This window comes from Paenibacillus cineris, from assembly GCF_018333335.1.
Lineage (GTDB): Bacteria > Bacillota > Bacilli > Paenibacillales > Paenibacillaceae > Paenibacillus_AQ > Paenibacillus_AQ favisporus.
In genome coordinates this window covers 364,246-377,714 of the sequence record NZ_BORU01000002.1, presented here as the reverse complement: position 1 = coordinate 377,714, position 13,469 = coordinate 364,246, and the positions used below count along the sequence as shown (strand labels likewise).

8 protein-coding genes are annotated in these 13,469 nt (G+C 54.8%); 5 read left to right on the top strand and 3 right to left on the bottom strand.

Annotated features, from left to right (window positions below):
• Positions 1 to 21: 21 nt before the first annotated feature.
• A complete protein-coding gene (locus KI379_RS22485) occupies positions 22 to 1,344 on the bottom strand; it encodes a sugar ABC transporter substrate-binding protein (RefSeq protein ID WP_212984963.1) in 1,323 nt (440 codons plus the stop codon).
• A 522-nt stretch (positions 1,345 to 1,866) separates the two neighbouring features.
• Positions 1,867 to 3,624, bottom strand: a complete 1,758-nt coding sequence (locus tag KI379_RS22480; protein ID WP_244879407.1) for an alpha-amylase family glycosyl hydrolase — start codon at positions 3,622 to 3,624, stop codon at positions 1,867 to 1,869.
• A gap of 459 nt (positions 3,625 to 4,083) precedes the next feature.
• Here KI379_RS22480 and KI379_RS22475 point away from each other — a divergent pair, with 459 nt between their 5' ends.
• From KI379_RS22475 to KI379_RS22455, 5 genes are all read left to right on the top strand, one after another.
• Positions 4,084 to 5,121, top strand: coding sequence for a LacI family DNA-binding transcriptional regulator (locus KI379_RS22475; protein WP_089549206.1), 1,038 nt, complete (start codon positions 4,084 to 4,086; stop codon positions 5,119 to 5,121).
• 92 nt (positions 5,122 to 5,213) lie between these two features.
• The gene (gene pgmB, locus KI379_RS22470) at positions 5,214 to 5,885 is read left to right on the top strand and encodes a beta-phosphoglucomutase (RefSeq protein WP_212984962.1); all 672 of its coding nucleotides are present in this window, start codon (positions 5,214 to 5,216) and stop codon (positions 5,883 to 5,885) included.
• 144 nt (positions 5,886 to 6,029) lie between these two features.
• Positions 6,030 to 8,363 (top strand): glycoside hydrolase family 65 protein, encoded by a 2,334-nt coding sequence (locus KI379_RS22465; RefSeq protein ID WP_212984961.1) that lies wholly within the window; start codon positions 6,030 to 6,032, stop codon positions 8,361 to 8,363.
• Between the two features lie 252 nt (positions 8,364 to 8,615).
• Positions 8,616 to 9,206, top strand: a complete 591-nt coding sequence (locus KI379_RS22460) for a TetR/AcrR family transcriptional regulator (RefSeq protein ID WP_076172716.1) — start codon at positions 8,616 to 8,618, stop codon at positions 9,204 to 9,206.
• Between the two features lie 261 nt (positions 9,207 to 9,467).
• Positions 9,468 to 10,859 carry an MFS transporter gene (locus tag KI379_RS22455; RefSeq protein WP_212984960.1) on the top strand — a complete coding sequence of 464 codons (1,392 nt, stop codon included), beginning with the start codon at positions 9,468 to 9,470 and terminating at the stop codon, positions 10,857 to 10,859.
• A 177-nt stretch (positions 10,860 to 11,036) separates the two neighbouring features.
• Here the strand turns inward: KI379_RS22455 and KI379_RS22450 are convergent, their stop codons facing one another.
• Positions 11,037 to 13,301: a bifunctional 2',3'-cyclic-nucleotide 2'-phosphodiesterase/3'-nucleotidase gene (locus tag KI379_RS22450; RefSeq protein WP_212984959.1), complete on the bottom strand. Its 2,265-nt coding sequence runs from the start codon at positions 13,299 to 13,301 to the stop codon at positions 11,037 to 11,039.
• Positions 13,302 to 13,469: the final 168 nt, after the last annotated feature.

The window sequence follows — 13,469 nt, the reverse complement described above, 5'->3', positions numbered from 1 at the left end:
TGACAGCGGTGCGTCGATGCCTTACTTGGTTGCGCCGTTGTTCAGATCTTTGATTTGCTGTGCCGCTTTATCCATCGCCGTCTTCGGATCCGCGTTGTTGTCCCAAATTTCAGGCAGCGCCGCGTTCACCGGACTCCATACGTTGCCCATTTCCGGGATGGAAGGCATCGGCTGGGAGTTTTTCGTCTGCTCCGCAAAAGCCGAAATGTACGGATCGTTTTTGATTTGATCGGATTCCAATGCTTCTTTGTTCGTCGGGATGGAACCAACCTTCGTGTTCAGCAGTAGCTGAGCGTCTTTGCTGGAGGCGAAGTTCGCGAACAGTTGGGCTGCATTCGGATACTGCGTAAAGGAGTTGACGTACCAGGCTTTGATGCCGGAGAACGAGATTGCCGCTTTGCCGCCGATCGTAGGGATCGGAGCTACGCCAAGGTTATCGCCCAGCGCCTGCTTGTAGCCGGCAAGCTCCCACGGACCGTTCATGTCCATCGCCACGTCACCCGCATTAAACAAGCTGCGCTTGATATCCGGCGAAATGTCGCCGCTCTTCACCGGAAGGATTTCCTTCAGCTGTACATAGGTTTTCAAGCCTTCGACCGCGCCTTCGCTGTTGAGGCCGATATCGTCTTTATCCGTACCGTCTTTACCGAAAATGTATCCGCCGGTCGTTGCGATAAACGGATAGTTGAAGTACATGTTGCCTGTTTCCCACATGATGCCGTATTTCTTCTTGGCTTTGTCGGTGAAGGTTTTGCCGAACGCAATGACGTCATCGAACGTCTTTGGCGCTTCCTTCACAAGGCTCTTATTGTAGTACAGGGCGTACGTTTCGGCCGCTCTCGGGTACCCGTACAGCACGCCGTCATAGGTAACGCCTTGAATCGAAGCTTCCGTGTTGTTTTTCACCGTTTCGTCCTTGAACGCATCGTTGGCGAGCAGCAGTCCCGCTGCCGCGGCTCTGCCCAGATTATCGTGAGGGAACATCACGATGTCGGCTGCAAGCCCCGACGGACCGTCCTGGGACAGCTTCGTTACCTGATCTGTTGCCGCTACCTCTTCAATCTTGACCGGTACGTTGTACTTTTCGGTAAACTGCTTGGCGATTTCATCCGTAAAAGAGCGCTCCTCTTTGGACTCCCATACGACGAGGGAAGCCCCTTCTTCCGGCTGGAGGCTGTCGCCCGAAGCCGCTGTGTTATCCGACTGGCCGTCTGTAGCCGCCGTTTCAGTTGTTGTAGTCGATGGAGTTTGCTCCTCCGCCTTGCTGCCGGAGCTGCCGCACGCCGTAATCGAGAATGCCATGGTCAACGTTGCGACCAGCGCCATAACCTTTTTCATCTTCATTCCAAAACGAACCCCTCTCTGATCATTTACTTCGTAACACGACTGCCTTGCTGACTCCCTGTAATACCTGCTCTTGCTGACTCCCATTCATGCCTGATACCTCGCCGATTCCAATGAATACCTGATGCCTGCCGCTTGATGCCCTGCCGACTCTCCTTGAGGACCTTCACACTTGCGCACTTGCGCAAACGATTTCATAAACATGCCTAACTTCCCATTTGCAAGCGCCTTTCTCGGCACGGCATGATTGGATGCATGTTATGAAGCCCTTCCCGGACAATGATCGACTACGCAATCACATGGCATGATCAGCATAAATCCGCAGTTTTTTTCAAGAATCGTCGGTATTTCCTTTTGCGGAAGTTACCAAGTAAGCGCTTTAAACATGCGTTTATCATACACAACGTCTATATTTTTGTAAAAACGTTTGCACAATGTGTTTTATCCCATTTATAGAACATAAACAGCAGTTCTCTTTATAATTCTTTCTATATCGCATTATTTCTTTAAATTTCGTCAATTTTATTCGAGAACCACACTGGAATATGGAGGGAGGCGAAGCAATTTTTGCTCTAAAACCGTGGATTTACTGTTGTTTTTGAGCACTTTTGCGAGTCCTCCTCCCTGCCCTGCTTCGAGCTGGACTTGCTGCTCCTTGCCTGACAAGTTGTGCAACACTAGCACAGTTTGTTGTGCACTACGGCGCAAAAAGGACACCACGGCCGGATTGCCGGAGTCATAGCTCTGGATGTCGCCATCCCGCAATGCGGGAACGTCCTCTCTCCAGCGGATCAGGTCCCGATAGGTCGACAGCAGCGAGTTCGGGTCGGCCGTTTCCGACTGGACGCTGATTCCTTTCGCTGCTTCTCCGGTGAGAAGCGGCTGTTCCCACGACGTCTGGCCGGGCTGTGGGGACAGATCGCTCCACACCATCGGTTCCCGGATCCGCTCGTCGGGCTTCACGCCGCGCATACCGATTTCCTCGCCGTAATAAATAAACGGGTTGCCCGGCAGCGTCAGCAGCAGCGCCCCGGCCATCCGCGCATGATCCGGATTTCCGTCCAGCTGGCTCATTACGCGGTCCTGGTCGTGATTCGACAGAAAAATGGCGTCGGTGAACCGCCCCTGCGATTGTTTGCCGTAGAACTGCTGTGTCCGCTGCAGCGTATAGGCAAGGTTGTTGTCCCTCTCGTCCTTCACCGCGCTCAGGATACTCTCCGCCAGGCTGAAATTAAACCCCGAATCAAAGGCCTGATCCAAATACGGCGCGATGGCGGCGGCCGAATTCTCCCATACCTCACCCACGATATAAGCATCCTTGTTCACCGGATTCATGCCGGTCCGGAATTCCTGCCACCACGCCGTGTTTTTGGCTGTGGCCGCCTGGCCCCGGTCACTCTGCAGGTTCTCGTAAATGTGTTTGGCGCCGTCCACCCGGAATCCATCCATGCCGAGCTTCAGCCAATACTGCCCGATCCGGACGGCTTCCGCCCGCACCTCGGGATTGTCGTAATTCAGATCCGGCATTCCTTCCCAGAACGTGGCCAGATAGTGGCTTCCGTTCAAGACATGCCACGGACTGCCGCTGCCGGCCGCACTGACCCCGGTGGGACTGAGCTTCTGGTCTTCCGCCCACACGTACCAGTCCCTATATTTGCTGCCCGGATCCTTCGCAGCGCTGACAAACCAGGGGTGCTGCGTGCTGGTGTGGTTCAACACCAAATCCATGATAACCTTGATCCCGCGCTTGTGCGCCTCGGCGATCAGCTCCTTCAGATCTTCCAGCGTCCCGTAATCGGGATTAATGCCCTCGTAGTCGGTAAGGTCATACCCATGGTAGCTGGGCGACGGTTGGATCGGCATCAGCCAGATGCCGCCGACACCGAGATCATCCGTCGTATCCGGATTGCCGTCGTTCAGGTAATCCAGCTTCTGTGTCAGCCCCTTTAAATCGCCGATGCCGTCCCCGTTCGAATCATAGAATGAGCGGACAAACACCTCATAGAACACGGTCGATGGCTGCTCATCAACGGCCGTGGCGGCAGTTCCGCCACGCTGTTCCCCTGCTGTGGTTCCCGTTCCCGGCTGCCCCTGTTGTACTGCCGTCTGGCTGCCAGCTCCTGCATCGGGTCGGCCTTGAGCCCCGTTGTCATTCGCAGCATGGTTTCCCGCGCTGCTGCATCCCGACAGCAGGGCAACCGCCATGAATACCGCCGTTACGCTTGCTGCCAGCCTCCGCAGTTGTTGCCCTGCCCGCATGCCCCATTTGTTTGTTTTCATGACATCCTCCTTTGCTTGATCCGGCATCCTTTGAGCAGAATACTGCCGATCAGCCCCGTCAATCACCCGAAAAGAAAGCGGATACATTTGCTGGCGAACTGGACTGACCCTGGGCAGCTTTCGGACGACACCGGTCTGTATGGAGAATACGACGGCTTAATTTCTATGAAAAGCTGGATTTATACCCGATTTTCCGCAATATATAGCGATACATACTGTATTATCTTTCATTTTCTTGACGATTCTATTTATATCATGGTTTTTTATAATATCGCCGCCTATTCCTGCTTGTAAAAAGTGCCTCAAGCCAGATCCCACCGGCTTCTTTCGCCGCCACAGGTTGGATATTTACAAGCTTGGGGCTTTCGGCTAAGATAGCAATTGTAAAATAGCCAGCGTCTATGAGACGGCCGTTTCTCATTTACGATATAGTGCAAACGGTTCCACAGGAGGTAACAAATGTCTGTAACGATTAAAGATGTCGCCAAACGAGCGGGCGTTTCCCCCTCCACCGTCTCCCGAGTGCTGTCGAATAACTCCAGAATCAGCCGTGAAACGTCGCAGAAGGTACGGGATGTCATGGAGGAGCTCGGATACCACCCCAACATGACGGCCAAAAGTCTGGTTTCCAAGACGACGAGCAGTATTTGCGTCATTTTGCCCAAGCCTGCCGAAGAGTTGTTCCTGAATCTGTTCTTCATGGAATTGATCCGCGGTATCGTCACCCAGGCCAACCGCTCGGGATACGATGTGCTGATCAGTTCCGGAGGCAGTGAGAAGGAGGAGGTCGAGGCCGTCTCCCGGCTGCTGAACGGCAAGCGCGTTGACGGGGCGATCCTGCTCTATTCGCGCAAAGAGGATCCGGTGGTCGATTTTCTGCAGCAGAACGGCCATCCGTTCGTGCTGATCGGACGCAGCGAGAAGTACCCGGACATTCTGTCCGTGGACAATGACAACATTCAGGCCGCTTACGATGCGACCAAACATCTGATATCCCTCGGCCACCAGCGGATTGGTTTTGTCAGCGGGCCTCCGAATCACATCGTCTCGCGCGACCGGCTGAAAGGTTACACGAACGCTCTGAAAGAGGCCGGTCTGGAGATGCGAAAGGACTGGATCGTCGAAGGTGAGTTTCTCCAGGAGAGCGGCTACCGGGCGATGTCGTTTTTCATGAATTTGCCGGAGCGTCCTACTGCCCTCGTGGTCATGGACGATCTCGTCTCGCTTGGCGTCCTGCGTGGACTTCACGAGCTCGGTTACCGTGTTCCGGACGACCTGTGCATCGTCAGCTTCAACAACATTTCCATCGCCGAACTGTCCACGCCGCCCATCAGCAGCATGGATATCGGCATCTATAACTTGGGCTACACCGCAGCCCAGGCGCTGATTCAGTCCATTCAGCACGACGGGGACCGGCAGTTCCAGAAGCGCCACATTATTCCCCACCGGCTGGTGATTCGGGAGTCGTCCATTTTTACGCCGCCTAAACCATCGTAAACGTATCAAAACCATGTGGAGCATCCCGGTGCTTCATTTCTTTTCACCTATTTGTTCAAACGTTTGCACAACTACATAAGGAGGAATGACAAATGACAGCTGCAGCTCCCATTAAAGCTTGCCTGTTCGATCTGGACGGGGTTCTGGTCGACACAGCCAAATACCACTATCTTGCATGGAAACGCCTGGCCGAAGAGCTCGGCTTTGTATTTACGCCGGAGGATAACGAGCGCCTCAAGGGTGTCAGCCGAATGGCGTCGCTGGACATTTTGCTTGAAGTTGGCGGGCTTGAGCTGGACGATGCGGCCAAATCCGCGCTGGCCGACAAGAAGAACCGCTGGTATGTCGAGTATATTTCGCATATGGATGAACAGGAGATCCTTCCGGGGGCGCTCGCCTTCCTGCGTGAGCTGCGGGAGAACGGAATCCGCATTGCCCTGGGATCGGCCAGCAAAAATGCGATGACCATCCTGAACAACACCGGCCTTGTTCCGTATTTTGACGCAATCATCGACGGAACCAAAACGGCCAGCGCCAAACCCGATCCGGAGGTTTTCCTGCTGGGTGCCCGGGAGCTTGGCGCACAGCCGCAGGAATGCGTCGTGTTCGAGGATGCCGAGGCCGGCATCGAAGCCGCCAAGCGGGCCGGGATGCGCAGCATCGGCATTGGCTCGCCGGAAGTACTGGGCGCGGCGGATGCCGTGGTACCTTCGCTGCAGGACATGACGACAGTCCGCCTGCTTGAGCTCGTTTCTCACCGCTAGGTTCCACGAACCAGGCGGCGTTCGTGCAGCAGGGAGTCCTGGCAGAGATGAAAACCAGGACTCCCCTGTCCTGCGCAGCACAATGATTATACGTCGCATAACAAAGAGTTAATAACACTTTTTTCCCGAAGGAGCCAGTTAACTATGAAACAATATCTAACGTTGGACCCATGGAATATTATCGAGGAGCAGTACGATCCCCAGCAGCAGGAAATATCCGAGAGTGTCTTCAGCATCGGCAACGGATATATGGGCCAGCGCGCCAACTTTGAGGAGGCTTACAGCGGTCCGTCTCTGCAGGGAAGCTACATGGCCGGTGTCTACTATCCCGACAAAACACGGGTGGGCTGGTGGAAAAATGGATACCCCGAGTATTTTGCCAAGGTGCTGAACAGCACCAACTGGATCGGCATCTGCATCTCGGTTAATGGCACCGAGCTTGATCTCGCAGCCTGTCAGGTCAAGTCTTTCAGACGCGTGCTGAATATGAAGGAAGGTACGCTGTCGCGCAGCTTTACCGCCGCCCTGCCGGACGGGAAGGAGATTCGCGTCGAGGCGGTCCGTTTCGTCAGCCTGGCCCGGCATGAGATCGGAGCGATCCGCTATGCGGTAACGCCGCTGAACTTTAGCGGAACGCTGACCGTCACGCCGTACTTGGACGGCGATGTGCAGAACAAAGATTCGAACTATGACGAGAAGTTCTGGGTCGAAGTGCACAAGGAAGTGACCGCGGACAACGCCGCATTAACGGTCCGGACCAAAAAGCTCGATTTTCACGTCACCTCGGTCATGACGTTTGAAATCCATCAGAACGGCGCTAAGCTGGCGCTGGAACTGGAGCAGATCGAGCAGGAGAAGTACGCCGGCTACCGCGTACAGGTGGAAGCCAAGCAGGATGAGGAGACCGTCATCTACAAATACGTAGCGAACGTGACGTCGCGCGACTACGGGTACGCCCAGCTGCTGGACGCCGGACGATCGGCGCTTCAGGAAGCTGCTGCTGCCGGTTTCGGGCAGCTCTATGAGGAGCAGGTGCAGGCTTGGGCGGCCAAGTGGCGCGAGAGCGACATCGTGATCGAAGGGGACGTGGCGGCGCAGCAGGCGATCCGATTTAGCATTTTTCAGCTGAACCAGACGTACACCGGCGAGGACGACCGGCTGAACATCGGGCCCAAAGGCTTTACCGGGGAAAAATACGGCGGCAGCACATACTGGGACACCGAAGCCTACTGCCTGCCCTTCTATCTGAGCACGGCGGATGCCACGATCGCCCGCAACCTGCTGATCTACCGCTATAAGCACCTCGAGAAGGCGCGCGAGAACGCCCGTAAACTCGGCTTTGTCAAAGGCGCACTCTACCCGATGGTGACGATGAACGGCGAAGAGTGCCATAACGAGTGGGAGATTACGTTTGAGGAAATCCACCGTAACGGAGCGATCGCCTACGCCATTTACAACTACGTCAACTACACCGGCGATGACAGCTACCTCGCCCAATACGGCGTGGAGGTGCTCGTTGAAATTTCCCGCTTCTGGGAGGAACGGGTAAACTACGTCCCAGCCAAGGACCAGTACATGATTCTGGGGGTGACCGGGCCGAACGAATACGAAAACAATGTCAACAACAACTGGTACACCAACCGGATCGCCTGCTGGACGATGGAATACGCGCTGCAGGTGCTGTCCGACCTTCAGGCAAGCGACCCGGCACACTACGAGGAGCTGGTGGCCAAGCTGGCGCTGGCGCCCGAAGAAACGGCCAAATGGGGCGACATCCTTGCGAAAATGTATTATCCGGTCGATGCGGAGCGCGGCATTTTCCTTCAGCAGGACGGCTTCCTCGACAAGGATCTGACGCCGGTCAAGGACCTGGCCCCGTCGAACCTGCCGTTGAACCAGAACTGGTCCTGGGACCGGATCCTGCGCTCGGCGTACATCAAGCAGGCCGACGTGCTGCAGGGGCTGTTTTTCCTGGGGGACCGATATGACCTCGATACGAAAAAGCGGAACTTCGACTTTTACGAACCGCTGACCGTGCACGAGTCCTCCCTCTCCCCCTGCGTTCACTCGATCATCGCCTGTGAGCTGGGCTACCGGGAGAAGGCGTACGAAATGTACCTGCGCACATCGCGCCTCGATCTGGACAATTACAACAACGACACCGAGGACGGCTGCCACATTACCAGCATGGCCGGCACCTGGATGTCCGTCGTGCACGGGTTCGGCGGACTGCGTGTCAAGGATGGAGTGCTGCACCTGAATCCGTTCAATCCGGGACATTGGAGCGCCTTCTCCTTCAAAGTGATGTTCCGTGGGGCGCGTCTCCAAGTGACGGTAGGCGAACAGGATGTGACCGTGACCAATGAGACCGAAACTCCGGTCAGCATCAGCGTTTACGGGCGCGGCTATCAGCTCGGCGGGCTGGGTCATGTCCAGGTAGGCATCGGTAATCCGAGCAGCAGCGCGATTGTAGGCTGACATGGGCAGCGCAGCGTAGGTGACATTGAGCAATACAGCGTAACTGACATGGAAAAGTGCAAATGTAAGCTAAAATGAGAATACTGTCTTGGACTAACATCAACTCCACCGCCGAAAAGCGGCCTGGCTTTATGAAGCCGGGCTGCTTTTTCCTATGTAAAGAGCGGGCGTTTGCCCTTGACAAGAGTAAACCCGAAGATTAAGATGACAGTAAGTACTGACAGTCAGATCATGGAAAGTGGGCAGAGTCACATGAACGAAAACAACCAGTTATGCACCCAGGATAAGCTGATGCAGGCCGCGATCGACCTCATCTCCGCCAAAGGCTATGACGGGGTGTCCACACGTGAAATCGCCGCTGAAGCCGGGCTGAGCGAGAAGACGCTCTTCCGTCATTTCGGCAGCAAACAGAACCTGCTGGAGAAGGCGTATGACCGTTATTTGTACGCAGCCGAGATGCAGAAAATATTCAAGGAAAATCTCACGGGAAATTTACACGAAGACCTGCTTATGATTAGCCGGACCTATCATAAAATTATGAACCGTAACCGGAAGCTGGTGATGATCAGCATGCAGGTCGGAGATCATTTGCCAGGCTTTAGGAATAACACCCAGAACCACCCCCGACAGCTTCATGAAATTTTGACGAATTACTTCAAGCACATGTCCGATCAGGGCAAGCTGTTCACGAAGGATCCGTCACTGACGGCGGTTTCCTTTATGTGGATGAATCTCGGAGCATTCCTCAATACGACCCATGTTGTCCAAACGTTTACGGATATCGAGATAGATGCCTTTATTGAGGAAAGCGTCCGGCTGTTCACCCGGGCGTTAACGCCTTAGCTTTGATCGCAAGAGTGCATCTATTTATCCCGGCGTGGCGTTGAATCCGCTGCTCGACCGCCAATAAGTGCATCTATTTCTTCAAATCGGGCGGATACCTTGGAAATATTAGTGCCCTTTTGCAGTCAAAAAAGCTTTGAGCTTAAAAAAGCGCATATTGCAGCGCTTTTCTGCACTATATGTCAGTAAGTGCTGACAGACATTTTGTTCGCCGCCGAATGGCTTCTCAGCTAATCACTTATCCGAAAGAAGGGAATAACGATGAAATCTACAGCCGAGTCCGTCCATCAAGGCAACAAACTGATCCAGATTCTCATGTTCACGCTGGTTATTTCGGTCATGAACGTTTCCATGTTCAATATCGCGCTGCCCGGCATCCGGGCGGAATTTCACCTGAGCGCCGCCCAGGTCAGCTGGGTGTCCTCCGCCTATATGCTCGTCTATGCAGTCGGCTCAGTGACCTACGGGAAGTTGGCGGACAAATACGCCCTGAAAAAACTGATCACCATCGGGCTGATCGTGTTCGTGCTCGGCTCCGTCTTCGGGCTCGCCGCCGGCGCCTACTGGATGATCGTCATCGGCCGGGTATTTCAGGCGGCCGGATCGTCGGTGATCCCGGCGGCCGCCATGATCATCCCCGTCCGCTATTTCCCGCCGGAGACCCGGGGCCGCGCCCTCGGCAAGTCGGCGATCGGCCTCGCCGTCGGCAATACGCTCGCCCCCGTGGTCTCCGGGCTTATTATGGGCTACGCCGGGTGGCGCTGGCTCTTCTGCTTCTCGGTCCTCGTCCTGCTCACCCTGCCCTTTTACCGGAAATACCTTGACGATGCCAAGGAAAGCAGTGGGCGTATGGACGTTCTGGGCGGCGGACTGCTCGCCGCCGCAACCGGCCTGATCCTGTTCGCCTTGACCGGTGGAGGCTGGATTCCGGCAGCCGCCGGAGTGCTGCTGCTTATCCTGTTCGTCATCCGCATCCGCAAAGCAGCCGATCCGTTCGTGCAGCCCCGGCTGTTCCGGAATCTAAACTATACTTTTGGCATCGGCATTGCCTTCGTCATTTCCTGTATCGCGTTCTCGATCCCGTTCCTGATCCCGCAGCTGCTGGCAGGGTCCAATCATCTGGACGCCAGTGTCATCGGCTTGATCATGATTCCGGGTGCCGCAGCTTCCGCGCTGCTCGGCTTCGCGGGAGGAAAGTTCGCCGACCTGAGGGGCAACCTCTTCGTCGTCTGCATCGCAGCCCTTCTTCAAATGATCGGCTTCTTTCTCCTCTCCGCCTTTGCCGGCATCAATGCTTGGATCATCGCCATCGTGCTGATTTTCAGCAATGTCGGCCAGACCTTCATGCAGGTCGCGCTCTCGAACACCGTCTCCCGCACGCTGGCCAAAGAAGAGACCGGCGTCGGGATGGGACTGCTCAGCATGCTGAACTTCATCGGCGCAGCGGTTGCCACGTCCGTGTACAGCAGCATTCTCGACACCGGCTCCTCTGCCCATTGGAACCCGCTGAACACGTATCCGGGCAGCTATTTGTACAGCAGCATTTTCCTGGTGCTGGCCGTCATGATGGTCATCGTCGCCGTCGTCTACCTGCTCCGCTTTGGACGCAGCGCCGCACCGCAGCAGAACACACGCGCCGGTGTCGGCTCATAATTCGTCCCGCTCATGCACTTGGCTCCGCCGCAAACCACCTTGCCGATTCCGGAACCTTGCGGGATTCCCTGGACATTCATAAATTTTCTATTGAACAAAAAAAGGACGAAAGCAGAACTTTCTCTGCTCTTTCGTCCTTTCGCGGTAAATCCCGAATCGTGCCTATAAATTGAAAGCTTACGGAATCATAATTTGCTGTCCGACCTTCAATCCATGCACGTTCGTAATGCCGTTGACATGGGCGATGGTCTTCCAGTCCACACCGAACTTGATGCCGATGCGGTACAGGTTGTCACCCTTCTTGATGACATATACTTTGCCGGAAGGCTTCGTTTCCGGTGCCGGAGCCGGTTTGGACGGCGTGGACGGTTTCGAAGGCTGCGCCGGCGTCGATGGCTCAGACGGCTTCGAAGGCGTCTCCGGTGTGGTAGCCGGAGGCGTCACTGGGGCCGTACCAGCCGTGCTGACCGACAAATCGAGTCCGTATTTGGCGAATCCGTCCTCGGCCGCGCCGATGTATTTCATGTTTTTGCTGCTGGCCGCAAGGTCCTTCGCATCGGGAGAAGAGGTAAAGGTCACGTTCAGCTTGGCATCCACCGGCGCAAAGGTCCAGTTGCCGTCAGCGGACGGGTTGATGGTTCCGTTGTCGCGGATGTAGTCGATGATGACCTGGCGGTTTTCGTCCGGAGCGGCCATGATGATCCGCTTGCCGTCCGGGTTGGCGAGCTTCGAGGACGAAGCGCGGTAGTTGTTGGTCGCTACGACAAACTTCTGCTTCAGATCGATCGGCTTGCCGTCGAACTGCAAATTCTTGATACGGTTTGCTGAAGGATTCACTACCGTGCCCTTTGCATCGTATTTGTTTGGCTGGGTCACATCGATTTGATACGTTACGCCGTCGATGACATCGTAATTGTATGTCGGGAAGTCCATGTTCACGAGCGGCTGCTCGGTCGTCTTGGAAGGATCGATCTGGTTGAACTGGCCTCCGGACCACTCCAGCCATTCCTTCACCTCGGCTCCTGTAACGACAACGGCATGCACGGTGTTCGGGTACACATAGAGGTCGGAGACGTTCTTGATCGCGATCGTTCCGGCCGGAATGTTCGTATAATACGAAGCGCCGTTACGTCCGCCCGCCTTGAAAGGAGCCCCTGCTGACAGCACCGGAAGGTTTTCGTATTCGGTCCCCTTCAGGTTTTTCTCAACGTACCACTTCTGGGCGTTGGTGACGATTTGAATGGACGGATCGTCCTGTACGAGTGCAAAATAGCTGTTGATCGGCGCACTGGTTTTGCCTACCGGTCCGCGTACATAATCGATTGTTGCATCATGCTCCGTTTTAACTGCGTTCACGATTTCTTGATCGGCGTCAACGAGCGCCTTTTTGTTTGCCGTATCGTAGATCGGGCGCGCTTCGGTTTTCGAGTCAACGACTTTCCACTTGCCGTCTACGTTCTCCAGGTTCAGGTCGATGATGCCGAGGTGATCGCCCCAGAATCCAGGTTCAACCGCAGGAACGCCGTTAATCGTGCCTTTCTCCAGGTCGACTCCGGTTTTCCCCTTAAATTCGGCGCTCGGGAACGTTTTATGGGCATGTCCGAACAGGATGGCATCAATACCTTCCACCTTGCTCAGATACAGAACGGTATTCTCCATCAGAGGCGTCTCCGGAATATCCTCAAAGCCGGAATGAGGAATGGCGACGATGACGTCGGCTCCTTCCTTCTTCATCTGCGGAATGAACCTTTTGGCGGTCTCCACCATGTCCTTCACGATGACTTTGCCTTCCAGGTTGGCTTTATCCCATTGGGAAATTTGCGGAGGAACGAATGCGATCACACCGACCTTGATCGTCTGCTCCTTACCGTTCTCGTCCGTAACCTTTTTGTCCAAAATCGTATAAGGGGTAAAATAGTTCACGTCGTTGCTGTCATCCTTGTCCCCGTCGTCCTTGTAGACGTTGGCGTTGACAATCGGGAAGTTGGCGCCTTCTTCCGACAGTTTCAGGAAGTCCAGGCCATAGTTGAATTCATGGTTGCCGACACCGCCGGCATCGTAATCCATCAGGTCCATCGCTTTGTAAACCGGGTGCACTTCGCCCTTTTTAAGCGGTTTCACTTTGGCCACGTAGTCGCCAAGCGGATTCCCTTGGATCAAGTCCCCGTTATCGAACAGCAGGCTGTTCTTCGCTTCGTTTCTGGCTGCCTTGATCAGGCTGGCCGTCTTGGCAAACCCGTATTCGTCAGTGGGCTTGTCCGCATAGTAGTCATAGTTGACCATGTTCACGTGCAAATCGGATGTTTCCATGATCCGCAGCTTCACCTTGGATCCGTTGCTGCTGCTGTCCGCAAATACCGGCACCATTGGAACGGCGAGCACGTTGATCGCAACGGCTGCGGCGGTGATGCCTTTGAGGACTTTTTTACGGGACTTCGACATGTTACCCCTCCTAATAGATGTACATCGAGTACGGTGGGCAGAACAAATTTAACCCCTTTATTTAACTAACCATTGTTAAATTAAGTTCTGTCTACAAGAGTAGTTTATATCGATGTAACCTATGAAATAAAGACAAATACATCCAATTCCCAAAAAATAATGCCCGAG

Coding starts and splice junctions, on each gene's coding strand:
- KI379_RS22485 (WP_212984963.1), bottom strand. CDS start 1,344: ATGAAGATGAAAAAGGTTATGGCGCTGGTCGCAACGTTGACCATGGCA.
- KI379_RS22480 (WP_244879407.1), bottom strand. CDS start 3,624: ATGAAAACAAACAAATGGGGCATGCGGGCAGGGCAACAACTGCGGAGG.
- KI379_RS22475 (WP_089549206.1), top strand. CDS start 4,084: ATGTCTGTAACGATTAAAGATGTCGCCAAACGAGCGGGCGTTTCCCCC.
- pgmB (WP_212984962.1), top strand. CDS start 5,214: ATGACAGCTGCAGCTCCCATTAAAGCTTGCCTGTTCGATCTGGACGGG.
- KI379_RS22450 (WP_212984959.1), bottom strand. CDS start 13,301: ATGTCGAAGTCCCGTAAAAAAGTCCTCAAAGGCATCACCGCCGCAGCC.
- KI379_RS22455 (WP_212984960.1), top strand. CDS start 9,468: ATGAAATCTACAGCCGAGTCCGTCCATCAAGGCAACAAACTGATCCAG.
- KI379_RS22465 (WP_212984961.1), top strand. CDS start 6,030: ATGAAACAATATCTAACGTTGGACCCATGGAATATTATCGAGGAGCAG.
- KI379_RS22460 (WP_076172716.1), top strand. CDS start 8,616: ATGAACGAAAACAACCAGTTATGCACCCAGGATAAGCTGATGCAGGCC.